A 26,074-nucleotide genomic window follows, 5' to 3' on the forward strand; every position below is an offset into this window, starting at 1 on the left:
TAATTACGGTTTAAAAGCCTGATACTGATCTTTAAATTTAAGGTACTCTTTTTCTTCAACATTGAATTCTCCGTACCAGACGTATTCAAAAATGTAAGAAAGATTATAAAATTCATCCTTCAGCAGTGGAGCTTTTAATTCTGCTACATAATCTTTATTGGTTTTTTCTGGATTCCAGCTGATGAGTTTTTTATCGCTTAATTTTTTAAGTATAAATAAGAAGTGATACCGGATGGCAGAGCGGTAATCTCCTTCATTTTCAAATTTTGCTATGCTTTCCGGAAAATTTATCTCGTGGATATTTTCATGAAGCTCTTCATCTTTAATAATCACCTTTTTATTTTTCTTTCCGAAGAAAAAGCTTCCGTTTTTATCTAAAATATTTTTCACGATAACGTAAAGTAAAAAACCGACAAGCAGAATTCCGAAAAGACGGACAATGACCCATGTTGCATTCACTGACTTACCGAAGCTTGTTTCGCCGAAAATGCTTTCTATTATTTTCCTGATTTTCCGCTGTAGCTTTTCCCAAAAAGACTCGGTAGGCTTTGTGGTTGAATAATCAAACTCCGGCCCTTTATATTTTGACTGAAAATTATCTTTAAACTTTTTCGGATAGACCGTATTTTCGGAAACGGGATGATTAATCAACACAGAATCTGCACGGTACATATTTTTGTAATGCCCTGTGCTCACAGAATCTACATAGTCTTCGACAACCGTTGGAGGCGGCTCTGTTTCGTCCTGGGCAAATATAAATCCGGTGGAAGAAAAAATCAGTAAGAAAAAGAAGATTTTACTCATTGGTACCTATCGTGTCTATTTCTGCTAGCTCTATTTTCTGATGAAGATCTGTTCTGCTGTCATAATACATTAATCCGGAATTGATGTATAATAAATTCATGACAATTAATGAAACCAAAGCTGCTACGCCATAAATAACAAAAAATAACACCCCGAAAGTTCCCGTCATAGGATTTTGCTCAAAACTGCCGTCCGGTGCAGAAGTGAGAATCGAGCTGTAAAACATCATCATCGGAACAAATGTAAAGATCATGCTAATGATATAATAAATAATCATAAAAATAATTGTTGATCCCCAATATTTCCAGTAAGGGGAAGCTTCTCTGCCGTTCGGGTAAGAAAACTGTGACCTTATTGCATAGCTTAAGCTTTCAAAAAAACCTCGGTTGCTATTGAAATAATCATATGTAAGAAATGTAATGACGTTAAATAATGCCGGGACCAGAAAAAGCATGATTACAATTCCTATTAAAAGAAAAATTAAAACATAAGAAATTAAAAATAGTATGAATGATACAGGAATGACAAGAAATGTCAGCCCTAAATACAATTTAAAGATCTTGCCCGAATTTTTTTTAAAATCGCTAAGAATTTCATCGGTTTTTATTTTTGTCTGTCCTTCAGAAACTCTTTTGGAGTAAAAAACGGGAAATAGAAAATTCACAACCGTTAAAGCCGAATACAAAAGGAATATTAAAATCATGGTCACGATAAACATCCCCATATTATCTTCAAAATATCTGGCCATATAATCGCTTTGACCGGCCATATTTCCGTTGATAAATTGTCCGAAAAAGTTTCGGAAGCTAAATACACCGACCGCCACAAGGAGAATCAGCAAAAGGCCGTTGATCAAGAAATAATTTTTGAAAAAATTTTTGCCGTATGATTTGAAAAAATTGAAGGTATCAGTGATAAAAGCTCCAAAATCTCTTTTTTTATAAAATTGTATCATTTATCTGGTTATTAAGTTTTTTATTAACGATAGATGGATATACGAAATAGTAAAATCCGATAATGGCCAAAGAGCCGAAAATAATGATTAAATTAAGGATCAGAGGCATTTTTAAGGCATGTCTTGTAACGTAACCTTCGATAATTCCTGCGCAAACCGTAAACGGAACGGTACTTAAAAATATTTTAAAAGAATCTTTAAACCCTATTTTAAAAGAATTAAACCTTGAAAACGTCTTTGGAAATAAAATGGAGGCTCCCAAAATCAATCCGCACATTGCTTCAACGACCATTGCAAAAATCTCAAAAACACCGTGAAGCCAAATTCCTCTTGCGCTGTCTTTTAAAGCTCCGTAATCATAGAAAAAATACTGAAAAGACCCCAACATGATACTGTTTGAAAGCAAAGCATACAAAGTTCCTACTCCGGCAAAAATCCCATACGCGTATAGCTTGGCACCGACGCCGATATTATTAAAAATTAGCCCGATCGTGCTTCCCCACGTTGAGCCGCTTTGATAAACTCCTACTGCATTGCCTTTTTTGATATTTTCGATAGTCTCATTGACATAGCCTTCGCCGAGAATAATATTGGCGAAATTTTTATCATAAATAGCAGAAAGCACCCCCATCAGCGTAAATAAAATAAAAAACAAAAATGCGTACATCAGATATCGCCTGTATTGATAAACCAATAAAGGGACTTCTGTTTTGAAGAAATATAAAAGCCTGTTTTCTTCAATTCTCTTTGTTTTGTAAATTTTCTGGAAAATCTGGGCAGAAAGATGGTTTAAATAAACTGTGGTATTGCTTTTCGGGTAATACGTCTGGGCAAAAGACAGATCATTAATCAGGTTAATATATAACGAAGACAGGTCATCAGGATTTTTTTTAATTTTCCCTTGAATAACCTGTTCAATTCCCAACCATTTTTCTTTATTTTGTTTAATGAAATAAACCTCTCTCATAATTGTCAGGCTAAAATAATAAAAATTATGTCTCAAATTGCGATTAATACATCACAAAATGTAAATATTAATTTCAACATCGCCGGTGTTGGAGAAAGAATGCTTGCGTTTATTATCGATCTCCTTATAAAAATAGCTTTCATACTGATTATACTTTATATTTTTTTTAATCTTTTAAATTTAGACGGCCTGTTAAACGGGCTTGATTATTGGTCTCAGGCAGCAATTATTATTGCTATCACATTTCCAGTTTATGTTTATCCAGTTGTTCTGGAAAGCCTGATGGAAGGACAGACGCCCGGGAAAAAAGTCATGAAGATAAAAGTCGTAAAAATAGACGGGTATCAGGCGAGTTTTGGTGATTATATGATCCGATGGTTTTTCAGATTAATTGATACTTCTTTTTTAGGAGTTATTGGATTAATTTCTATGATTGTTTCAAAAAACAACCAGCGTTTGGGCGATATTGCATCCGGAACGGCGGTAATTTCTCTAAAAAACAGCATTAACATTTCTCATACCATTCTGGAGAACATTCATCAGGATTATGTCCCGTCCTTTCCTCAGGTTATCGCATTGAGTGACAATGACATGAGGATTATTAAAGATAATTACACAAAAGCTTTGCGTATCGACGACCGGCAGATTATTACGAAGCTTTCTGATAAGATAAAAGGTATTTTAAAGCTAGAAATTGATCCTACAAAAATGACGGAACGGCAGTTTATCAATGTTATTATTAAAGATTACAATTATTATACAGGAAAAGATTGATTAGTGAATTGTCAATTTTGCTTCGCAAGGAATTGTTAATTATCTTCACGATAAAAATTCACGATAGAATCGAATTGACCGTTCACGATTCACATTAAAAGCTTTTCTTGATTTACATCAAAACTGATACGGTTCAGTTTTTGTACTTTTATTCTCAATTAAGATTTAAATTATGAAATTTGAAAACAATAAATCAGGAAACGGCGGAGTTCTTACGTTAAATAACGAAATAAAAGAAATCGGCAGATTGACATATACCATTTTCCCTGAAGACAGTAAATTTATTATTTCTTTCGTATTGGTTCACCCTGAATTTGAAGGTCGCGGAATGGGAAAATTTCTGGTTGAAGAAGCCATCAAATTCGCCAGGGAAAACAACTGGAAAGTTTATCCTCACTGCTCTTATGCAAGATCTGTGATGATGAGAATGAATGATGTGGATGATGTTTTTTTAAAGAATTAACACTTCATTTACCAATATTTCTTCAATATTATCTGGATAGTTTACTTTGAGATGATGGTCGGAAGCTACCCAATCCATTATTTCATTCATGTCTAAAATCTTAGAATTTGGAATTCCCATTTTATCTAAAGCGCATGCATTGCATTCCTGTTCGTATTGATTGTGAATCGGGATTACAAATAATTTTTTATCCATAAAAAGCGCTTCTGCAGGAGTTTCAAAACCTGCGCTGCATAAGATCCCGTCGCAACTTTCAAAATATTTTAAATATTGAGTCTCGTCAATCGGGAAAACTTCAACATTTTTAACCTTTACATGAACTTTACTGTCTTTTGAAAACACTTTCCATTCAACAGGAATCTGTCTCAAAACTTTAAAAATATTTTCGTCTGAAAAACTCGGTAAATACACCAAATAGTAACCTTTTTTATCGGGATTTAAATTTCTGATCTTATGTCTGATAACCGGTTTTTTGATTTGCGGATGATAATTTTCAAAATGAAAGCCAATTTTCCTTTCGCTCGGAACATAATATTTCAGGATCATTTCACCTAAAAAATCCTTCTTCTCCGGTTTTGGCGTTTCCTTGAAGCTCATTGAAGCCTGATGACTCAATTCGATCATCGGGAATTTTTTTAATTTTGAGGCCCAACCTGTTAAAGGCTCATAATCATTGATAATTAAATCATATTGTGAAAGCTCTAATTCTTTTATTGTTTTTACCGCATGGAGAAATTTATTCTCTGTAAACGTTTTTCGATAGGATAAACCTCCCGTTTTATTGTAAAGCAGCGAAATACCTTTATGCTGGAAATTAATGTCAAAATCAGCCTTTAATTGCGACTGATGACCACTGATTAATGTATCAACCGAAGCATATTTTTTAAGAATGGGAACAATTTCCTGTGCTCTTGCCACGTGCCCGTTTCCGGTTCCCTGAAATGCGTATAATATTTTCATTTAGAAAAATTGGTTACTATTTTCAAAAGCTCATCACTATCCATATCCTGAATTTCCTCAACATCATCTTTCAGCAAATGTTTGTGATCGTCATAATAAAAAATCTTCCATTCGCCTTCGTTGTATTCCAAAGCAGATAAATTTTCGATCCAATCCCCGGAATTCAGATAAGTGCAGGATCCTTTTTTATTAACAACCTCACGAATCTGCGGCTGATGGATGTGTCCGCAAATTACGTAATCATAATGATTATCGATAGCTAATTCGGAAGCTGTCAATTCAAAATCACCGATATATTTTACTGCTTTTTTTACGTTATTCTTAATTTTTTTTGAAAATGAATATTTTTCCCTACCCATTTTCTCTAAGAACCAATTTACAACATTATTGATTACAATTAATAAATCGTAGCCTTTTCCGCCGAGTTTGGCGATCCATTTTGAATGCTGTACGGATGCGTCGAAAACATCCCCGTGGAAAATCCAGGTTTTCTTTTGATTTACGTCTAAACAAATTTTATTGCAGACTTTAAGCTTACCTAATTCGAAGTCGGTAAACTTTCGGAACATCTCGTCGTGATTGCCCGTAATGTAGTAAACATTTGTGTTTTTGGTGGCAAATGAAAGGATCTTTTTGATCACTTTCAAATGAGGTTTAGGGAAGTAAGACTTTTTGAATTGCCAGATATCGATAATATCACCATTCAAAACTAACGTTTTAGGCTGAATAGAATTAAGGTATCTCATTAATTCTTTAGCCTTACATCCATAAGTTCCCAAATGAACATCCGAAATAACAACTAACTCAACGTCTCTTTTCATAGTTTTATGCAAAGAAACTAATTGAAAGTTAACTATATATGAATGTTATATTATTTTTTATAGAGAGTTCATCAGCTCTTCAGTGATTTCCATGTTGTGATACACGTTTTGTACGTCATCATCTTCCTCAAAACGATCAAGCATTTTCATGTTTGCTTTGAACTGCTCTTCTGTAACTTCTTTAGTATTGTTTGCAATTCTCTGAAGCTCTGCGCTTTTGGCTTCGATTTTCAATTCGTCTAATTTATGAGACAAAGAGCCAAAATCTTCAAAAGCCGTTGTGATCATTACCTCATCTTCATCTTTTTCAACTTCTTCCGCTCCACCGTCGATCATTTCCATTTCGAAATCATCCCAATCCATTTTTATTTGTGCTAAATCAATTGTGAAAATTCCTTTTCTGTCAAAAATGAATGCTAATTCACCATTTTTCCCCAAATTTCCGTCAAACTTATTGAAGATCGCTCTAACGTTGGCTACAGTTCTTGTGGTATTGTTGGTTGTACATTCTACGAAAAATGCAACACCACCTTGTCCGTATCCTTCATAGGTAACTTCTTCATAGTTTTCAGCATCTGCACCGCTTGCCTTTTTAATCGCTCTTTCAACGTTATCTTTTGGCATGTTTGCACCTTTCGCATTTTGGATGCATCTTCTTAATGCGGGATTAGCTTCCACATCCGGACCTCCGGCTTTTACTGCCAAAGCAATGTCTTTACCTATTTTAGAAAAAGTTTTGGCCATTTTATCCCATCTGGCCATTTTAGAAGCTTTTCTATATTCAAATGCTCTTCCCATTTTTATTTTTAAATTTTCAACAAAATTAATTAAAAGTAAACGAAAAAAAAATACCTCCAAAAAATTTGGAGGTATTATTTATTTAGAAAAACTTAATTATTTTTTCTTTTTAGCTGTAGCTTTTTTCTTAACTACTTTTTTCTTAGCAACAGCCTTCTTAACTGGAGCGTCAGTGTAATCTTTCTTAGCGATTGCATTCCACTCGTCAGCATTTGTAATAGCTTTTACAACTACTTTTCTGTCAACTTGTCTTTCAGCATCAGTTGCTTTTTCAGAAATTGTAGCTTTAGATTCTCCAACACCGATAGATTTAAGAGCATTAGCATCTACACCTCTTGCATCTAAAGCAGCAACTACAGCAGCAGCTCTTTCTCTAGATAATTTTAAGTTGTAAGCTTCAGCACCTTTAGCATCAGTTCTACCTTCTAATAGATAGTTACCTCCGTCTTTTTTAATGATTTCAGAAGCAGCATCTAGAGCTGGAGTAGATTCAGCCTTAATAGTCGCTTTGTTGAAGTCAAAATAAACGCTTTTTAATCTCGTTTCAACCTCACCAGCAGTTACTTCTTTAGGTTTAGGACATCCGTTGTACTCAGGAAGACCTGGAACTGTAGGACAAGCATCATCTTTATCAAGGATACCGTCACCGTCTGTATCTGGCCAAGGACAACCGTTGTTTTCAGCAGGACCTGCAACTGTAGGACAAGCATCATCTTTGTCGATTACACCATCACCGTCAGTATCTGGCCAAGGGCATCCGTTGTTTTCAACCGGACCAGCCACTTCTGGACATTGATCGTCTTTATCTGGAACTCCGTCACCGTCAGTATCAGGACATCCCTGGAATTCTGGTAAACCTGGTGTATCAGGACACAAATCGTCTTTGTCTAAGATACCATCCTTATCTCTATCTCTGTTACCAAATCTAAAGTTCAAAGATGCAGAAGCTTGCCAGAAGTTTGCCACTGTAGATTTATCACCTGGAGTTGATACGTAATCTCCCTGTACTCCTAAACCGAAGTTTTTAGTTAACCAGAAGTTTACACCAGCACCAGTAGAAACTGTAAAGAAGTTAGCTTTACCGTTTTCGTTACCATCTTCTCCGTTTGTTACCCACTCACCGTTTACATCAGTTCTTGGGAAAGTAAGAGCAGTATAGTCGTGTCTTAAATAGTTAGCACCAACTCTCAAATATGGATCGAACCAAGATTCTTCATTCCATAAAAGACCAGCAGCTTTAACTTGTAAACCAAGACCTGTCATTAAGAAAAACTCTTTACCCATGTTGAATCTTTTGTTTTCAACATTTCCTACAGACGTTTGCCAGTCTACTACAAAACCTTTAGCAACGTTTCTTGCAACTGTAAGTTTAGATAGTGGAGGTGTAATAGAGAAGTTGTTCGTATTGAACATTGTCTTCGTCAAATTGTTAGCAGAGAACGTATTACTGAATTTATCACGTACTGCTGTATGATTTTCCGCGTGAGCACCAACTCCGATCATCCACGGATTGTTGGTAGTCTGAGCGAATACAGTAGAGGCAACCGTAAGCGCCAATGCTGAAATTCCTAATTTTAGATTTTTCATAGAATTAAATGATTAAATAATTGATAATGCAAAATAAATATAATTTTTCTTTATATACAAAGTTTTTCAAATGATTTTTAACTTTTCTTTAATATTCTGTCCAGGTTTCGTTTATTTTCTCTATCTTTTATGCTCTCCCTTTTATCGTATAGCTTTTTACCTCTTCCAAGGGCGATCCATACTTTGGCTTTTCCCCTGTCATTTATATATAATTTCAAAGGTATGATAGTATTACCTGCATCTTTTAATTTTTTTTCAAGCTTTTGTAATTCTTTTTTGTGCAAGAGCAATTTTCGTTCCCTTTTTGTCTTATGATTGTAAAAAGTTCCTAATTTATACTCGTCAATCATCATATTAATGATGTACAATTCCCCATCAATAAACTGACAGAACGATTCTGTGATTGATGCTTTTGAAGAGCGCAAAGATTTTATTTCGGTACCGGTTAAAACCATTCCCGCTTCCATTTCTTCGATGAATTCATATTCGAATCTCGCTCTTCTGTTTAATATATTGACTGTTTTCTCGATCTTCATTTCGTGTATGATTCTTTTAATTACGGGTTTAATTGAACTTTATCCAACTCTTTATTAAATCGTCCCTTCGGGACTTTCCCAGCTTTATCTTTAAATTTCGTTAATGAAATATACAAAAATACCTTTCATTTAAAAACTTGACTATTACATTATTATAAATTACCCAAATTCTTTTCGTATTTTTGCGCCAAATTTACAAAACTATATGTTAACAGTATCTAACTTATCTTTACAATTCGGGAAAAGAATTCTTTTTGACGAGGTAAATATTATGTTTACCAAAGGGAACTGCTACGGTATCATCGGAGCAAATGGTGCAGGAAAGTCTACATTCCTTAAAATATTAACGGGAAAGCAGGATCCAACAACAGGACACGTATCTCTGGAACCAGGGAAAAGAATGTCTGTTCTTGAGCAGGATCACTTTGCTTATGATGAATTTACTGTACTTGAAACTGTTTTGAGAGGAAATAAGAAATTATTTGAGATAAAAGAAGAGATGGACGCTTTGTATGCCAAAGAAGATTTCTCTGATGAAGATGGTATTAAAGCCGGTGAATTGGGAGTAATTTATGACGAAATGGGCGGCTGGAACTCAGAATCTGATGCACAAACCATGCTTTCAAACGTTGGAATTAAAGACGATATGCACTGGCAGATCATGGGCGAGCTTGAGAATAAGGACAAAGTAAAGGTTCTTTTGGCCCAGGCACTTTTCGGAAATCCTGATGTTTTGATTCTCGATGAGCCTACGAATGACCTTGACATTGAAACAATTGCCTGGTTAGAAGATTTCTTGGCTGATTATGAAAATACAGTGATCGTGGTTTCTCACGACCGTCACTTCCTGGACACGGTTTGTACGCACATCGGAGATTTAGATTATGCTAAGCTTAACCTTTATACGGGTAACTACTCTTTCTGGTATCAGGCCTCTCAGCTAGCTACAAGACAAAGAGCTCAGGCTAACAAAAAAGCGGAAGAAAAGAAGAAAGAGCTTCAGGATTTCATTGCAAGATTCAGCTCAAACGTTGCAAAAGCCAAACAGGCAACTGCAAGAAAAAAAATGATCGATAAACTGAATATCGATGACATCAAACCTTCATCAAGAAGATATCCTGCCATTATTTTTGAAATGGAAAGAGAAGTGGGAGATCAGATTTTAGATGTAAAAGGTCTTGAAAAAACAAAAGACGGAGAATTATTGTTCTCAAATATTGATTTAAACCTTAAAAAAGGTGATAAAGTAGCTGTTTTGTCTAAAAACTCTTTGGCAATTACAGAATTTTTTGAAATCTTAGCCGGAAATACGGAAGCAGACAAAGGAACAGTTGCCTGGGGAGTTACAACAAACCAGTCTCAAATGCCTTTAGATAATACTAAATTTTTCCAGGAAGATATCAGTCTGGTAGATTGGCTGAGACAATTCACTAAAAATGACGAAGAGCGCCATGAGGAATTTATAAGAGGATTCTTAGGAAGAATGCTTTTCTCAGGTGATGAAGCGTTGAAATCTTGTAAAGTGCTTTCAGGAGGTGAAAAAATGAGATGTATGTTCAGCAGAATGATGCTTCAGAAAGCAAATGTTCTGTTATTGGACGAGCCGACCAACCACTTAGACCTTGAAAGTATTACGACTTTGAATAATTCATTATCAAACTTTAAGGGAAATCTTTTATTATCTTCTCATGACCACGAGATGCTTCAGACGGTCTGTAACAGAATTATCGAGCTGACTCCAAAAGGAATCATCGACAGAGAAATGACTTACGACGAATATCTTGGTGATAAAAAGATTAAGGAATTAAGAGAAAAAATGTATTCTTAATAAAAAGAATAATTTATAAAAAATAGCTACTCAATTAAGAGTAGCTATTTTCATTTTATATATATTTTAATTATCATCTATTTCTTAATGAAATTATGTGTTGATGATGTGCCATCAGAGTTTTTCATTGTTAAAATATACGATCCCGTTGATAATTGAGAAACATCTATTTTCTGATCTATTTTATCCTTTGAAATAACCAGCTTTCCTGAAGCATCAAAGATTTTAACATTTACAACTTTACGATCAGTTTTTACATATAAATAATCGCTTGTCGGGTTTGGATATACTTTTACACCATTTGACAGCTGATTTTCTGAAGTTGCTAAGCTTACGCCTGTCAACGATATATTATCTACCAATACATAACCCATATTTCCGGTTGCAGGAGAATGGTTATTAAACCCAAAGTAATAAACACCCGTTGAAGCCGGCGTAATGGTAAAAGATGCCGGCGTAGATGTTCCTACATTTAGATCAGGATAATCCTGAATAAGATTTACCATTGATGTATTTATAGGTGATGTACCATATGCGACCTTAAAATTTTGAGGAGAAGCAAGATTAGAATAATCAAAAGTAAAAGTATAATTAACACCTGCCTGTAAATTTATCCCCTTAGTATAGAACCATGCATTCGTATCTTCAGAATCTGTATAAACAAATATCACATTAGACGAAAAGCCTGCAATTCCTGTAACATCTCCGACAGACCAATCAATTCCTGCACTCAGGTTTTGAGATGAAGTACATGTAGGAAGAGAGGCGATTGCTGTAGAATCAAAATCTTCACTGTAAGGAGCATTTACCGCTCCGCAAGGCGTTGTAAAATTAACCCCAACAGCATTCCAGTCACTTGTGCTCGCTCCACAATTTGATCTTACCCATACATAATATGTTGTTGCTGAAGTTAAACCTGTAAGATTTGTCGTTGCTCCCGTTATTCCCGTGCTTGTAGGTGTAGCAGAGCTGCTAGGAGGTGTATTAGAAGTACTTTGATAAATCTCATATGAAGAAACACCGGAAACAGCACTCCAGGAAATAGTTGCAGAATTAGTCGTTATATTTGAAGCGGAAACATTATCCGGCTCAATACAGCTGTTCACGATCTTATAAGAGAAGCCAAAAACACACAACATTCCTGTAGATACCGATGTTTTTTTTACCGATACGTTAGAAATATTTTTAATCTGATTTGCCGCATTAATTGGTAGACCAATCTCATATAATCTCGGATCATTTGAGTTATTTTCTATATTATCTGTAACTCTACTTACTCTCCCTATACCTTTTATAGCATATGAAGAACCGCCATACCAATCATTTATTGAAACATTTGTAAAGGTTTGAGTCGTGTTATCTGCAAAAGTTACAATAATATCAGCTGTAGAATTCCCGCTTCCGGTAGTTGCGAGCATGTATAATTTTGAAGCTTTAGGATTTGTACTAAAATTCAAAGTTCCCATATCATTGGCATTCACCAACTTTAAAGCATTACTTGAGCTATAAGAAGCTAATTGAAATGATAATCCTGCTGTATTTGCAGAATTGATTAATCCGCTACTTGGCAAACCAGAAACAGGAGAAACCCCTAAACCGTTTACAAAATCAGCTGACATAAATACATACCCGTTGGCAGGAGAATCTACACTTTCTGTAGTACTTGAAGATGAAGCACCAGTACCATTTGCAATAAGATCCGCACCATAACCGCTCGTCACATTCAATGTTTGATAGCTTTGAGCATTAACTTTACAAAATAATGAGGTCATCATTAAACAAAAGAAACCTACTGTAATTTTTTATTCATAATTTATCTTTTTATGTTCCACAAATATAATTTTCTTTTGCGTTAAATCAATAATTTAACTATATTTAACAAATTATAACAAATAATACCTAATAAATTTTATAATATATATAAATAAAACACGAAATTATTATAAATCATTTTCTAATTTTAAAGAATAAAATTTTATCGTTCAGTTGTATCTGTTATTTTCAAGATGGTGAAAATATTTTTTCAGCAAGTTATATTTCTCCTTTTTACGTGATTAAATATTTCATTTTTTAAGAAAAAAGCCACCGAAAAAACACTTGTCAGACACAAAAAAAGCCTCAAATTAATTTGAGGCTTCCTATTTTATTAAAAGTTAATTTATTTTGTAAGTTTTGTTGTTGGTAAAGTAACGGTTCCCGGATCTTTCCACAAACCATCTTTTTCGGCACGTTTTTTCACGGCTTCCGCCCTTTTATTGCTGTCCGGGTGTGAATTAAACATTTTTTGGAATCCCGACTGGGCTGTTCCGCCTTCAGACAATAAAGCCAGCTTTTTAAATGCAGTATAAGCTCCCACTACATTATATTTATTTGCCTTCATAAAATCATAAGAATACATATCGGCCTGAGATTCCTGCTTTTTACTGTGGGAAGCGTCTAAAAATGCATTTGCCATTTTACCTACCTGGCTCTCATTGAGGGTTGCCACCGTAGACGAAGCGGAAGAAGCCGCATCAAGAGCTGCAGCTTTTAAGTACGCCGATTTAATCGCGTCTTTTGTATCCTCATTTTTTACGTGACCGATTTCGTGACCGATTACAGCCAATAATTCATCATCCGTCATAATATCCATTAAAGACGAGAAAACACGCACACTTCCGTCTGCACAGGCAAAAGCATTGATGTCTTTTACTTTATACACTTTATAATTCAGGGTAAGTCCGTCTTGTGTTTTATGTTTCCCGAAAAGCCTGTTAAGTCTCACGGTATAAGGATCTTTTGGCCCTGCAACAGGATTATTTTTGTCCATATAATCTACAGACTCTTTGGATAATTTTACCGCATCGGCATTGCTGAAAGTAAATACTTTTGCCCCTTTGGAAACAACATCGGCCGCCTTTCCGAGGTTAATTTTTTGTGCATTAACAGAATACATCGCCCCCAGGAAAAGAAGGCAGAGACTAACTTTTTTCATAATTATTTTTAATTTGGACAGTGAAGATAACTTTTTTTTAACAATTTTCAGGTCAAAACTTCAGACCTATGATTTCAAAATCCTGTTTTTTTTCCCTATTTTTGTGAAATGAGTCAAAAATGGATTTACAAGCCCGAACCTGATGAGGAAATCGTGGACGGATTAAGTTCGTCACTTGGTTTTGGAACTTTTGAATCTAAACTTCTCGTTCTTAGGGGAATTGACAATTATCAAAAGGCAAGAGAGTTTTTCAAACCAAACCTTACTGACATTCATAATCCGTTTTTAATGGCTGATATGCAGAAAGCGGTGGAAAGAATTGCCACTGCGATCGAAAACGGAGAAAAAATATTAGTGTACGGAGATTACGATGTAGACGGCACCACTGCCGTAGCTCTGATGTACCTGTATCTCAGCAAAATTGTTCAGAAAAAATATTTAGACTATTATATTCCCGACAGAAATTCTGAAGGGTACGGAATTTCAACGGAAGGCATTGATTTTGCCAAAGAAAACGGCTTCTCACTGATTATTGCTTTAGACTGCGGGATCAAGGCTTTGGATATGATTAATTATGCCAAAACGCTGGATATTGATTTTATCATTTGCGATCACCATTTACCGGGAGACGAAATTCCTGATGCGGTAGCCGTTCTTGATCCAAAAAGAAACGACTGCAGGTATCCTTTTAAGGAACTTTCCGGATGTGGTGTTGGTTTTAAGCTTTGTCAGGGGCTAAATACGATCTACAAGCTCCCTGAAGCTGAATTATTTGAATTAACAGACCTTCTCGCCATTTCTATCGCTGCCGACATCGTTTCGATGACGGGTGAAAACAGGGTTTTAGCTAAAATGGGACTTAAAATTCTCAGAAAAACCAGAAACTTAGGATTAAGATTATTAATTCCTGATGATAAATTATCACATTTCGAAATCTCAAATATTGTTTTTGAAATTGCTCCGAAAATTAATGCTGCAGGAAGAATTTCGCACGGGAAAGCCGCTGTCGAGCTCATGGTTTCCGATAATCTGAAGCACGCTCATCAGATCGTAAGCGACATCATGAACCTCAATGATGAAAGACGTGAATTGGACATGAATTCTACACTTTCCGCATTAAACCAAGTTATTGAATCGCAGCAGGAAACAAAATATACAACCATCGTTTATCATCCAGAATGGAACAAAGGCGTAATCGGAATTGTAGCTTCAAGATTAATTGAAACCTATTACAAACCGACCCTGGTTTTCACAGACGGAAATAATGGTGAAATGGTAGCTTCTGCCAGATCCGTTTCAGATTTTGATGTACATGAGGCATTGGATCTTTGTTCGGAATATTTCCTGAAATTCGGTGGGCACCACGCTGCGGCAGGGCTTTCAATGGAAAAAGATAAATTCGAGGCATTTAAGCTTAAGTTTGAGCAAATCGTTTCTGAAAAAATCAAGGAACATCAAAAAGAACCTTCCATTACGATCGATTCTGTGATTGAAATTGACGAGATCAACCGTGAATTCATCAATTTTCACAGAAAACTGGCTCCTTTCGGACCTCACAATATGAAACCGATTCTGGCATTGACCAATCAAAAACTTTCGGGGTATGTAAAAACGATGGGGAAAGATAATAATCACCTTAAATTCTACATCAAACAAGAATCTACCGGAAGAAATATTGAATGTGTCGGTTTTAAATTGGGACAGTTCTCGGAAGATTTTAAGACCAAAAGATTTGATATTGTCTTCACGTTAGAGGAAAATCACTGGAAAGGAAATGTGACGCATTATTTGAATATAAAAGATGTTAAGTTTAGGGATTAACTAAACCCTACTACCTAAAAATGAAGAAAATAGGTTTATTTTTTGGCTCGTTTAACCCAATTCATATTGGACATTTGATTTTGGCGAATTATATTCTTGAAAATTCGGATATGGATGAATTGTGGTTTGTGGTAAGTCCGCAAAACCCTTTTAAGGATAAAAAAACGCTGCTAAAAGATCATAACAGGCTTGATATGGTGCAACTTGCCGTAAAAAACTATCCGAATATGAGAGCTTCCAATGTGGAGTTTTCTTTACCAAAGCCAAGCTATACGATCGATACATTAACTTATCTTCATGAAAAATATCCTGATCATTCTTTCAGCTTAATTATGGGTGAAGATAATCTGGCAGGTCTACATAAATGGAAAAACTCTGAAACTTTAATTAAAAATCATCACATTATCGTTTATCCGAGAGTTTTTGATGGTGAGAAAAAGGATTCCGAATATCTGCAACATGATAATATTTCTTTAATAAAAGCGCCTGTTGTGGAGCTTTCTGCCACCGAGATCCGGAATATGATCAGAGACGGCAAAAACGTAAGACCAATGCTTCCTCCCGAGGTTTTTGAATATCTGGATGGAAGTAGCTTTTATAAGTAATTTAAATAACAGATAATAGGGACCAGGTCTTAGACAAAACTCATAATTTATAACTTATCATTCATAATTCAAGACATGAATTTCATCGAAAAATTTTTCTCAAAATATTCACAGGAAAAAATCATAAAATGGTTTAAGCAGGTCTGCGTTGCTGAAGCAATTACTTGTTTTCTGCTTTACGGAGTTGCCATGATCTGGAAAAGATATGATGAGGAAGGGCTTCTTTCCACTATTTTCATTATTATTATCGGAAATATTCATGGGCTTTTCTTTACCCTTTATCTTTTGCTTTGCCTTCCGGTGAGAAAAATTTTCAAATGGGATGATGAAGATTTTGTTTTTGCATTAATGTCCGCATTTTTCCCGTTTGCAACGATTTGGGTTGATAAAAAACTCGCCCGATTCGACAGGGAATAAATTAACATAATAAAAAGGGCCTTTTCGGGCCTTTTTTTATTCTATCTACACTAAATCTTTTGATTATGTGTATCCCATTACAGTTCCTAAAATTCAATTTACTGAATAAAGTTTCACGAAGAACTTTATATGAATTTCTTATTAATATTTTAAAAGTTTAGGATTTCGATGTAACAAAAATTAGGTCAGCATTGTCTTATTAAGTATAAAATCAAAGAAAGTAAATTTTTAATGTAAAATTTAACTACTGATAATCAAATAGTTAAATTAATTATTAAATTATTTTAAGTACTTTGTATTGCATAATACTAAATTATTTATATATCTTTGCAATGTTAAATAATAACAAATACAAGCTATTAACGACTTAAAAATAACATCATGAAAACGCCCATTCTCATCGCAGCTCTATTTTTCAGCGGAATGACATTCGCTCAGCAGAAAAAATCAGACTCTGTAAAAACTCAAAACATAGAGGCAGTAACGTTAACGAAACAGGTTTTCAAAAAACAAAGTGACCGTTTTGTATATGATGTTGCGGCATCACCTGTTGCAAAGGGGAACACAACATTCGATATTTTAAAGCAAACTCCCCTGCTTTCTTCTACCGATGATAAAACGCTGAAAATTGCAGGAAAAAACAATGCTTTAATCTATATCAACGGCAGAAAAAGCAATATGGATGCTGATTCTTTGGTACAGTTCTTAAAAAATACTCCTGCCGAAAATATACAGAAAATTGAAGTTATTACGGTTCCGGGAAGTGAATTTCAGGTAGAATCTTCTGACGGAATCATCAATATCGTTCTAAAGAAGAAAATGAGCGACGGTTTGAACGGAAACATGAGAATGTCGAACAGCCAAAATAAATACAACTCTAGCAATGCAAGTTTTTCTGCGAATTACAGAAAAGATAAATTAGGAATCAGTGCAAACCTCAACGGCGGCGAAAATATCAATCCTCAATCTTATATTTTAAGAAACGGAAATGCTTTATCTTCAAACGAATCCGTAGGGAATATTGACGATCCGAACAAAAATCTCGGTGGCTATTTAAATATTGATTATCAGCTTACTGAAAAAAGCAATTTAGGCCTATCATGGAATTCGTGGGCCAATAAAAGCTATAATTCGAGGGTGAATTTATTCAATACCGTTCGTTCATTTGATAATAAAACTAATTCTTACTTTGAAAATTACACCAAATCCCAAAACAAAGAAGATGCAAGATCTTACAACAACTCTGTAAATCTGAATTATGAGCTTAAAACCGATTCATTAGGAAGCAAATTAAACATAAATGCTGCTTATTTAAATTATAAAAGATTCCAGTTTACAGATAACAGAACCATTATTTCTGATATTAACAGAAACGACATCAGAATCGGAACACAGATTTTCCAGGATTTACCACAAATTATTAATAATTTCTCTGGAACCGTAGATTACATCCAAAAGCTTAAAAACGATTTTACGGTATCTGTAGGTGGAAATTATAATAAAACAAAAACCAATAACGACACAAAAAACAATACGCTGGATTATGTTTATGATACTAATGGTCAATTGATAAACGTAGAAAATACATCTGCTCCCAATCATTTTGTCTATAATGAAAATATTTATGGCGTTTATCTAACCTTAGAAAAGAAATTTTCTGATAAATTTTCCGGGAAAATCGGAGCCAGATATGAAATGACAAACAGCGTAGGAACCTCAGACAACGCCGCTCCGGAATACAGAAGAATTGAACAGAATTACAATAACCTGCTTCCTTATCTGACCTTTAATTATGCCATTAATGATAAAAATAATATTTCCTATGCATTTTCGAGCAGAATGAGAAGACCGAGCTTCTGGGAAATCAATCCTGTAAGAAATATTCTGACAGAGGATAATTACACGCAAAACAATCCGTTTGTAAAAGCATCTTCTACATACAATCAGGAGTTGACGTATATGTATAAAAACTCCTATTTTCTGATTTTAAACCATTCTTATTTTAAAGATCAGATCACTCAGGTTCCTTTGCAAAGAGATATTTTGAAACCGAGATTGGACGATATGGGCAATCCTGTAAAAGATGAAAACGGAAATATAATCATGGATCCTCACAAACAATTAAGATACATCAGAACAAACTTTGGCGACAAACAGGAAATGTCAGCCATGTTAGGAATTCAAAAAACATTCTTCAAGCAATATTTAACATTAAACTTTAATGCGGGAATCCAGCACAATATCAACAACGGAAGCTTAAGCGTTGACCCGACGTCAGGAGACGTTTTCCCGACTTATGAAAATAAAGTACGCTCTACAAGTATCGTCATTACCAGTAACAACACGATCCGTTTAGACAAAAAGAAAACTTGGTTTTTGGGGGTAAATTATTTCTTTGTCGACAAACAGCAAATCGAGCTTGGAATGTTGAAAAACTTAATGAGCCTGGATTTAAGCTTAAAGAAAAACTGGAACGACTGGACTTTTGCCGTAAATGTAAATGACGTTCTGAGAACAAACGTCGTAGAAATCGAAGATTATCAAACCAACGGAAATTACAATTACATCAGAAGCGACCAGTACAGAAGAAACATGACCGTGAGCATCACTTACAACTTCGGAAACCAAAAAGTGAAAAAAGTAAGGGACATCGAAGGCGCTTCTGACGCGATCAAAAGCAGAACAAGATAAAACAATCATTCATTCATATCAATTATTTTGTACAAAGCTCACTGAGAAATCGGTGAGTTTTTTATCTTTATAAGTATGAAAGCTTTCGTTACAATTTTTATCGGTCTCATGCTTCTTCTTTTCACTATTGATTGCAAAGAAAAGCCGATCATTATTAATAAAAATACATCTTTTGAGGTCAAGAAAAATATTTCTTACGGTAAAGATTATGAACAAAAAATGGATCTATATCTTCCAGATAGTAAAAATATGGTGCAAAAAGATATATTTATCGTTATTCATGGTGGCGGCTGGCGAGGCGGCGACAAATCTCAATTGACACCTTTCATTTTTTCAATGATGGAAAAATTCCCGAATTCTATTTTTGTTAACCTGAATTACAGACTGGCTTCTATTAACCATTTTGCCCTTCCGGATCAAACTGACGATATTACGGATGTCATTCATTATTTAGAAAAAACTTTACAGTATAATCCTAGAGTAATCCTTCTCGGAAACAGCGCCGGCGGGCATTTATCAATGTTGTATGCTTACAAATTCGATAAAAATAAGAAGGTAAAAGCCGTTGTCAATATTGTAGGTCCGGCAGATTTGTCTGATCCCGGATTTAAAAATTATGAAGATTATTCTTTTATTGAAAAACAACTGATCGATCCTAAAATTCTTCCACAAAATGCTTTAGCAATGGATTTCGGAAGCCCGACATACTGGATTGATAAAAACGCTCCGCCCACTTTATCTTATTACGGAAAAATTGATAAGGTTGTTCCGGTTTCACAAAAAGAAATTCTGGATTCGGTTTTTTCCAAAAATAATGTTTTTCACGAATCTTATGAATTCAACGGAGGCCATGTTGACTGGGAAAAAGGGAAAAATTCAATATTTTTAATTAATACCATTGAAAGTTTCCTCAAAAAAGTAGATAAAAAATAAACGCTCTGAAATTTTCAAAGCGTTTGATTTATTTAAATCTTTATTCTGATTTTACAATTTCCGTTCGTTCTGACATTCCATTTGAATTAAAAGCTTCAATTTGGAAATAATAAGCGTCTGTGCGGTCGGCTCCCGTGAAGAAATATTCATTTTTACCATAAACCATGATGCTTCCGTACATTTTATCAGGAGATTTACCCCAATAAATCACATATCCGTCGGCATCGGAATTCTGTTGCCATTTCATCCAGATGCTTCTTCTTTCTCCATATTTTTTAGGATCTGCTCTCAAAGGAACAAAATTCTGAACTTTCGGAGGTGCTGCTCCCGCTCCTTTTCCAAACACCCTGAAACCGCTTAATGCAAATTTTCCGGTTGGCATTTTTAAATTTTCCATTTTCAGGAATCTCGCCTGTGCAGGTTTTTCCAATTCTACATAATCATGAGGAACATCTTTGGTATTCTTGCTTTTATCAACAATCACATGCCATTTTTTACCGTCGTTTGAACCGTAGATTTTATATTGATGCATTTTTCCCAATGTTTTCCCTAAAAATTCCACATCCTGATCTGCATAATTAATCTGAATCGCATTAATTGTAGAAACTTCACCTAAATCCGTCTGAAACCATTCACCGGAATTTCCGGTTTTTGCGCTCCAATACGTTTTAATATCTTCATCCACCGCCAAATTGGGCTGATAACCACCCAAAGTCGATGAAACCTGAACAGGCTTATTGTAATTCAACAACATCCAACCTGCAAAAAGGCCTTTTGAGAAATCTTTTCCCTGCGCATATTGCGGAAGGTATGTCGGATAATCGCCGTAAGCTGTGTTACAGTACATGACATCATCTTTATCAAATCCGGCAGGCCAGATTCCAAGTCTTCTTTCAAAATTATTTTTAGTTGAAATGAAAATGGTTGAAATATGCCACCAATTTTTATAATTATCCTCAAAAGTTGCACCATGTCCTGCTCCTCTCGCAAAACCTCCCGGCTTGTAAGAAAACGGATTATGCTGCTGATATTCAAAGCCTTCTAAAGGCTTATCGCTTACATAGACTCCGTCAGAATATCCGCTGAACTCTGTCGCCGGAGCGCCGTATTGCATATAATATTTTCCGTTGTGCTTGGTCATCCAGGCGCCTTCTACGAAAGGCTGCAGGAAAACATTGTCATTATATTCCCCGAATCTTTCCCAACCGTGATCTTCGGGTTTTAGCTTAATAATTGGCTTTACAAAACCTTCTGACTGTAGCGTTTTTACTTTAACTTCAGTTCCCAGCAACGGCCATTCGTTGCTCGAGCCCCAATATAAATACAGCTTATTTTTGTCTTCATCATAATGAAAAGCAGGATCCCAAGCTCCGACTTTTAATGTATCAACAGCAATTTTCCAGTCATCTTTTGTGGGATTTGTACTTTTCCAGATCGGAAAATCCTGTTCCCAGGTAGAGCCGAAAACGTATAAAGTATCTTTCATCGCCCAAACCGCAGGAGCATTCAGATCGTGTTGGTATTTGTTGTCTCTAAGGAATTTTCTTTTCACAAATTTCCAATCCAGCATATCGTCGCTGTACCAGTATCCCTCCTGATTTGTTGAAAAAAGAAATAGTTTGTTTTTGAAATTAACAATCACCGGATCTGCCGTCGCACGGTGTTTTCCCTGGCTTGAAAAAGATTTAAACGGGGTATATCCATAATCAATATTGATCGGATTACAAAATGTTTTTTGCTGGGCGTTTAAACCGATTCCCAACAAAAAAGCAAACAAAAATAAATACTTCTGCATCTTCATTTTTTTTACATTAAAAGCAAATTTACTTAACTTTTTTCTTTTTTCTCCAAATAAAGCCGTCCAATAGGTAATGCGTTAATTGGGGAACAACAAGTAAGGGAATTAAGAATTGAAACCAATTTAATGAAAGTTGAAAATCAAATGAAAAATGTTCGCGCCAAATAAAAACCTCCCACAAAAATTCCTCGAAGAAGGCAAATACAACAATTACAACGATGAATAAAAAAATTCCGAAAGTTGATTTAAAAATAGAAAGTTTATTCAATTCCTGGGAGTTTTTCTGTTCAATTTCTCTGATATAGATCAAAGCAACGTAAGGAATTCCGTGTGAAATGACATTCATAAAAGTGAAGACTAAATCATTATTAAAATAGACAATCCCGAAATACCATGAAAGATAAGTTCCTGTAATTAAGGTGATTTTGGGAACATTGATCTGTTTGGCTTTAAAAACCTCAAAGACAGTTTTAATAATCCAAACGGACAGAATCAGGACATATAAAACGGTGATAAAATTTGTATAATCCGGTAAATTCTGAAATAAGTTAAATTCATTCTCAACAAACCAAGTGAACGCTCTCGGCGTTTTAAACCAATACAGCATCGGGAAAACTGTTGCAGAATAAACAGCAACCTCATCGATTCTTTTATTCCAGTTATTCGGTTCAAAACGCGCATAAATCCGCATAAACCCATATTGCTGACGGATAAAATGGAAGACTGCGACCAAAGCCAGGACCGACCAAAATGTCAGACTCCCGAATTGATATAAAATTAAGCCTAAAACCCAGCTCAAAATGGGAATTCCATAATATAAAAGTTTTCTTTTCTGAACTTCTTCTTTAACAAAATAGGTTTTAAACAACGTTGAATATACATGCGCAACATCCACAAAAACGATTAAAAATAACCATGTATAAAAAGAATAATGATTTTCCAGCCCCTGAATTTGCTTCTGAAAAAGAAAAATAATCAGCAAAATCAAAAAAGGCGGTGATAAAATAAACCATCCGTCTGTTTTTGCATTATGTATCCAGGGTTGTTTCATATCATTTTTTCTGCAGTTCTCCATCCCTGATAAAAGGCTTCTTCAAAAATTGAAATTCCTGATAAATCGGTATGGGCAAAGAAAATTTTTCCGTCAATCGGTTGTTTTGCTTCATATGCATTTCTAAAAATCTGATTCGGAATGGGCGCAATCATTGCATGACCGATCTTGTGAAACTGCATTTCAATAATAAAGTCTTCGATCAAAGGATGTGCTTTTTTCAGATCATCCAGAACAAGACTTTTAAGTTCGCTTTCCTTCATAGAATAGAGTTTTTTTCTTGCTTTTCTGCAATCATCTGTGGAAAAGCTTCTGTAATAAGTGATCACTTTCTCACCCAGGATTTGATCTACATTCTGATGCTGATCGTAAATATAACCCAAGCCGTCCGAACCGTAAATTACATTATCCCAGGCCAATTCTTCATCACCTCCGAATTCATTTTTCAACGTAATCGTTGTTAAAAGCCATGGAACATAATTAAAATATTTTGTGCGTTTATCATTAAAAATTCTTTCGTTGACAAACTGTGGCGTCGCAAAGAGAACTTTTTCTGCAATAATTTTCTTTGTCTTTTTTTGGATGTTATCAAAGCTTAAAACCTCAACTTTGTTTTCATTTAATTTTACATCAAAAACTAAATGTTTCGTTAAACTTTTTTCTTCTGTATATTTTGAAAAATGCTTTGCTAATCTTGCATTTCCTTCCGGCCATGTAAAAACCTGATCTTTATATTTTTTGCTCCAGTTGTTTTTTCTTCCTGCAAAATAATGGATTCCCGCCCAGGCTGAAACATAGTCAATTCCTAAACCATAGTCATCTCGACAGGAATAATCCAGCAACCAAAGTAATTCTTCTGATTTGAAATTTTCTGTTCCAAGAAAACTTTTAAACAACATTTTTTCTAATTGGATTAATCCAGAGTCTTCACTTGAATCTTCAACCGGAATTGCAAAAAAATACTTTTCATCTTCTCCTTTTTTATCACGAAAACCATCCATTAATTTGAAAAAACGGTCAAATTCTTTCTGAGTTTCTTCAGAAATTCCTTTTTGCGGAACAATATCGTTTTGCCATGAATTTTTGAAAAATAATCGTTCCTGCTGAGGAAAAGTCATTTGATATTCATCTAAAATCGGTTCGCCATTTTCATCGTCACCCTGATAAATGTTACATTCTTTTAAAAAATCGATGATCTCTGTATTTTCTTTATTCGGCAATGGTAAATAATGAGCTCCCAAAGGAAATTTAGAGAACTTATTTTGTCCGTTTGAAGAATTTCCTCCTAAATGATCTTCCATTTCGAGTAAAAGATAATCATTTTCATTATTTTGACTGAAAAATCTACATGCTGAAAGCCCGGAAATTCCACCTCCGACCACGAGATATTTTGTACGAATTTCTTCTGTAAATTTAGGAAAATCTTTAGCCCAAAGCTTGTGCCCGAGAACGTGATTGGTTCCGGTGATTTTAAGCAACAATGACTTTCCTTTTCTTTCACAATATTGTAGAAAAGGAAGCATCAGACTGCCCAAAAAGATCGTTTTAAGGAAATCTTTTCTACTGTACTTTTCCCCACTCTTCATCGAAATAGCGTACTAAAATTTGATTATCCAATCGATTGACCTCTACGTCTTTCGTCTTCATATCTTTTGTGAAATATGACATCTGAGAAAAGTTGTAATCGTAAAATTTTAAATCGGGAATTCTTCTGTAAATCCTATTGTTAACAGGCTCAAAAGATGCCATCGAAAAGCCCCACTCCCCGAAAGACGGAACATACGTATGATACGCCGAAGTAAACGGAAATATCTGATTGATCGTTTTCTCAATGCACCAGAAAGATTTTGGCGCAAAGTATGGTGAAGTTGTCTGAACAACGATTTTTGTGTCTAAAGTAGTCAGTTTTTCCAATTCTTTGTAAAACTGCAGAGAATATAATTTTCCTAAGCTATAATTGGACGGGTCAGGAAAATCAATGATAATAGCTCCGAATTTTTGTTTGTTTTCTTTTACCCAAATGTAAGCGTCTTTGTTGATGACCTTCACTTTCGGATTGGATAAAGAACTGTGATTCAGCTCGCGCATGGTTTCATTGGTTTTGAAAAAATCGGTCATTTCACCATCCAGATCTACCAATGTGATATCTTTTACTTCTTTATATTTTAAGACTTCACGAACGGCAAAACCGTCGCCACCGCCCAAAATCAGGACATGATCAATATTTTTTGACATTGACATCGCGGGATGCACCAACGCTTCATGATAACGGTATTCGTCGGTAGAGGAAAACTGCAGATTGTTATTTAAATATAAACGAAATTCACGATTATTCCTCGTTAAAACGATTCTCTGATAAGGTGAGCTTTTTGTATAAACAACATTTTCACCATATAATTTTTCTTCGGAATACGATAAAATTTTATCCGAAAAAATAAAAAGTACCAACAGAAAAATAAATGCTCCGATTGCTTTTATTTTCAATGAAATCGGTTTTGACAATTCTTTTTTAAGATAAAAACATAAGAAAATAGCGATTGAAATATTAATCAATCCAAAAAACAAAGGCGTTTTTACAATTCCTAAATTTGGAATTAGAACTAACGGAAATAGTATTGAGGCTAATAAAGCTCCGATATAATCGAATGCGAAAACATTAGAAATTAAATCTTTAAACTGAACTTTATCCTTTAAAATATTCATCAACAGAGGAATTTCCACGCCAACCAAACATCCCGTAAAAAACACAAAAAGATATAAAACCGCTTCAAAATGCGCCAACGTATTGAATAAAATAAACAGAACCACCGAACTTATTCCGCCGACAATTCCTACGAGAATTTCTATTTCAACAAATTTATCGATCAGATTTCCTTTAATAAATTTCGCAAAATAAGAGCCCACTCCCATCGAAAAAAGATAAACCCCGATGATGAAAGAAAACTGCTTCACGGAATCTCCCAAAAGATAACTCGCCAGAGCGCCCGCTACCAATTCGTAAATCAGCCCGCAAGTTGCAATGACAAATACCGAAAACAGCAACAAAAGCTCGAGAGGAATCCTCTTTTTATCCATGAATTGCCGCGCTTATGATAATTGAAATTCCAATGATAAATGCTCCGAAAATAATTGCCAATGCCGTATTTTTATTTTGAGAAATCTCGTGCCATGTTTTCTCCGGCGTTAATTTTTCAATGATAACATAGCAAACCAACAAAATTGCAATTCCTAAAAAAGAATAAATAATTGAGTTGATTATTGGTAAGAAGTTTATTTGATCCATAATTTATA

23 protein-coding genes are annotated in these 26,074 nt (G+C 34.9%); 8 read left to right on the forward strand and 15 right to left on the reverse strand.

Features of this window, described 5'->3' with window-relative positions; translation table 11 throughout:
- Nucleotides 1–3: 3 nt before the first annotated feature.
- The 3 genes from BLT04_RS05435 to BLT04_RS05445 are packed head-to-tail and all read right to left on the reverse strand — an operon-like array spanning nucleotide 4 to nucleotide 2,726.
- Nucleotides 4–804 (reverse strand): DUF4129 domain-containing protein, encoded by an 801-nt coding sequence (locus BLT04_RS05435; protein ID WP_089754531.1) that lies wholly within the window; start codon nucleotides 802–804, stop codon nucleotides 4–6.
- Entirely contained in the window at nucleotides 797–1,759 is a 963-nt protein-coding gene (locus tag BLT04_RS05440) for a DUF4013 domain-containing protein (RefSeq protein WP_089754533.1), read from the reverse strand. The genes BLT04_RS05435 and BLT04_RS05440 overlap by 8 nt, the downstream gene beginning before the upstream one ends.
- Nucleotides 1,743–2,726 (reverse strand): stage II sporulation protein M, encoded by a 984-nt coding sequence (locus BLT04_RS05445; protein WP_089754535.1) that lies wholly within the window; start codon nucleotides 2,724–2,726, stop codon nucleotides 1,743–1,745. Before BLT04_RS05445 ends, BLT04_RS05440 begins: the two co-directional genes overlap by 17 nt.
- Nucleotides 2,727–2,753: 27 nt before the next feature.
- Here BLT04_RS05445 and BLT04_RS05450 point away from each other — a divergent pair, with 27 nt between their 5' ends.
- Together BLT04_RS05450 and BLT04_RS05455 are read left to right on the forward strand one after the other, a co-directional pair.
- Nucleotides 2,754–3,500, forward strand: a complete 747-nt coding sequence (locus tag BLT04_RS05450) for an RDD family protein (protein WP_089754537.1) — start codon at nucleotides 2,754–2,756, stop codon at nucleotides 3,498–3,500.
- A 172-nt stretch (nucleotides 3,501–3,672) separates the two neighbouring features.
- The gene (locus BLT04_RS05455; RefSeq protein ID WP_089754539.1) at nucleotides 3,673–3,963 is read left to right on the forward strand and encodes a GNAT family N-acetyltransferase; all 291 of its coding nucleotides are present in this window, start codon (nucleotides 3,673–3,675) and stop codon (nucleotides 3,961–3,963) included.
- Here BLT04_RS05455 and BLT04_RS05460 read toward each other — a convergent pair.
- The 5 genes from BLT04_RS05460 to smpB all read right to left on the reverse strand — a co-directional run bounded on the left by BLT04_RS05460 (nucleotide 3,952) and on the right by smpB (nucleotide 8,665).
- Entirely contained in the window at nucleotides 3,952–4,923 is a 972-nt protein-coding gene (locus BLT04_RS05460; RefSeq protein ID WP_089754541.1) for a glycosyltransferase family protein, read from the reverse strand. The genes BLT04_RS05455 and BLT04_RS05460 overlap by 12 nt on opposite strands.
- Nucleotides 4,920–5,744: a UDP-2,3-diacylglucosamine diphosphatase gene (locus tag BLT04_RS05465; protein ID WP_089754543.1), complete on the reverse strand. Its 825-nt coding sequence runs from the start codon at nucleotides 5,742–5,744 to the stop codon at nucleotides 4,920–4,922. Before BLT04_RS05465 ends, BLT04_RS05460 begins: the two co-directional genes overlap by 4 nt.
- A 57-nt stretch (nucleotides 5,745–5,801) precedes the next feature.
- On the reverse strand, nucleotides 5,802–6,542 hold the full coding sequence (locus BLT04_RS05470; protein WP_089755535.1) for a YebC/PmpR family DNA-binding transcriptional regulator: 741 nt from the start codon (nucleotides 6,540–6,542) through the stop codon (nucleotides 5,802–5,804).
- A gap of 96 nt (nucleotides 6,543–6,638) precedes the next feature.
- Nucleotides 6,639–8,129: an OmpA family protein gene (locus BLT04_RS05475; protein WP_089754545.1), complete on the reverse strand. Its 1,491-nt coding sequence runs from the start codon at nucleotides 8,127–8,129 to the stop codon at nucleotides 6,639–6,641.
- A 77-nt stretch (nucleotides 8,130–8,206) separates the two neighbouring features.
- A complete protein-coding gene (gene smpB, locus BLT04_RS05480) occupies nucleotides 8,207–8,665 on the reverse strand; it encodes an SsrA-binding protein SmpB (protein WP_089754547.1) in 459 nt (152 codons plus the stop codon).
- 205 nt (nucleotides 8,666–8,870) lie between these two features.
- On the opposite strand from smpB, the gene BLT04_RS05485 reads away from it, so the two are divergent.
- Nucleotides 8,871–10,493: an ABC-F family ATP-binding cassette domain-containing protein gene (locus BLT04_RS05485; protein WP_089754548.1), complete on the forward strand. Its 1,623-nt coding sequence runs from the start codon at nucleotides 8,871–8,873 to the stop codon at nucleotides 10,491–10,493.
- Between the two features lie 77 nt (nucleotides 10,494–10,570).
- Here the strand turns inward: BLT04_RS05485 and BLT04_RS05490 are convergent, their stop codons facing one another.
- Together BLT04_RS05490 and BLT04_RS05495 are read right to left on the reverse strand one after the other, a co-directional pair.
- Nucleotides 10,571–12,265, reverse strand: a complete 1,695-nt coding sequence (locus BLT04_RS05490) for a T9SS type A sorting domain-containing protein (protein WP_170828436.1) — start codon at nucleotides 12,263–12,265, stop codon at nucleotides 10,571–10,573.
- A gap of 386 nt (nucleotides 12,266–12,651) precedes the next feature.
- A complete protein-coding gene (locus BLT04_RS05495) occupies nucleotides 12,652–13,467 on the reverse strand; it encodes a M48 family metalloprotease (protein WP_089754552.1) in 816 nt (271 codons plus the stop codon).
- A gap of 108 nt (nucleotides 13,468–13,575) precedes the next feature.
- Here BLT04_RS05495 and recJ point away from each other — a divergent pair, with 108 nt between their 5' ends.
- The 5 genes from recJ to BLT04_RS05520 all read left to right on the forward strand — a co-directional run bounded on the left by recJ (nucleotide 13,576) and on the right by BLT04_RS05520 (nucleotide 19,934).
- Nucleotides 13,576–15,288, forward strand: coding sequence for a single-stranded-DNA-specific exonuclease RecJ (recJ, locus tag BLT04_RS05500; RefSeq protein WP_089754554.1), 1,713 nt, complete (start codon nucleotides 13,576–13,578; stop codon nucleotides 15,286–15,288).
- A 20-nt stretch (nucleotides 15,289–15,308) separates the two neighbouring features.
- Nucleotides 15,309–15,893 carry a nicotinate (nicotinamide) nucleotide adenylyltransferase gene (gene nadD, locus BLT04_RS05505; RefSeq protein ID WP_089754556.1) on the forward strand — a complete coding sequence of 195 codons (585 nt, stop codon included), beginning with the start codon at nucleotides 15,309–15,311 and terminating at the stop codon, nucleotides 15,891–15,893.
- A gap of 75 nt (nucleotides 15,894–15,968) precedes the next feature.
- Entirely contained in the window at nucleotides 15,969–16,310 is a 342-nt protein-coding gene (locus tag BLT04_RS05510; RefSeq protein ID WP_089754559.1) for a DUF3817 domain-containing protein, read from the forward strand.
- Nucleotides 16,311–16,691: 381 nt separating this feature from the next.
- Entirely contained in the window at nucleotides 16,692–19,001 is a 2,310-nt protein-coding gene (locus BLT04_RS05515) for a TonB-dependent receptor domain-containing protein (RefSeq protein WP_089754561.1), read from the forward strand.
- Between the two features lie 75 nt (nucleotides 19,002–19,076).
- Nucleotides 19,077–19,934 (forward strand): alpha/beta hydrolase, encoded by an 858-nt coding sequence (locus BLT04_RS05520; protein WP_089754563.1) that lies wholly within the window; start codon nucleotides 19,077–19,079, stop codon nucleotides 19,932–19,934.
- Between the two features lie 40 nt (nucleotides 19,935–19,974).
- On the opposite strand, the gene BLT04_RS05525 is transcribed toward BLT04_RS05520, so the two are convergent.
- The 5 genes from BLT04_RS05525 to BLT04_RS05545 are packed head-to-tail and all read right to left on the reverse strand — an operon-like array spanning nucleotide 19,975 to nucleotide 26,066.
- Nucleotides 19,975–21,729, reverse strand: coding sequence for a discoidin domain-containing protein (locus tag BLT04_RS05525; protein WP_089754565.1), 1,755 nt, complete (start codon nucleotides 21,727–21,729; stop codon nucleotides 19,975–19,977).
- A 28-nt stretch (nucleotides 21,730–21,757) separates the two neighbouring features.
- Entirely contained in the window at nucleotides 21,758–22,783 is a 1,026-nt protein-coding gene (locus BLT04_RS05530; protein WP_089755536.1) for a hypothetical protein, read from the reverse strand.
- The gene (locus tag BLT04_RS05535; RefSeq protein WP_089754566.1) at nucleotides 22,780–24,369 is read right to left on the reverse strand and encodes an NAD(P)/FAD-dependent oxidoreductase; all 1,590 of its coding nucleotides are present in this window, start codon (nucleotides 24,367–24,369) and stop codon (nucleotides 22,780–22,782) included. The genes BLT04_RS05530 and BLT04_RS05535 overlap by 4 nt, the downstream gene beginning before the upstream one ends.
- Complete coding sequence (locus BLT04_RS05540) at nucleotides 24,344–25,858, reverse strand: polyamine aminopropyltransferase (RefSeq protein WP_089754568.1); 1,515 nt, start codon at nucleotides 25,856–25,858, stop codon at nucleotides 24,344–24,346. Before BLT04_RS05540 ends, BLT04_RS05535 begins: the two co-directional genes overlap by 26 nt.
- The gene (locus BLT04_RS05545) at nucleotides 25,851–26,066 is read right to left on the reverse strand and encodes a DUF350 domain-containing protein (RefSeq protein ID WP_089754570.1); all 216 of its coding nucleotides are present in this window, start codon (nucleotides 26,064–26,066) and stop codon (nucleotides 25,851–25,853) included. The genes BLT04_RS05540 and BLT04_RS05545 overlap by 8 nt, the downstream gene beginning before the upstream one ends.
- Nucleotides 26,067–26,074 lie beyond the last annotated feature (8 nt).

Origin of the sequence: Chryseobacterium soldanellicola (genome assembly GCF_900100115.1) — a bacterium.
GTDB lineage: Bacteria > Bacteroidota > Bacteroidia > Flavobacteriales > Weeksellaceae > Chryseobacterium > Chryseobacterium soldanellicola.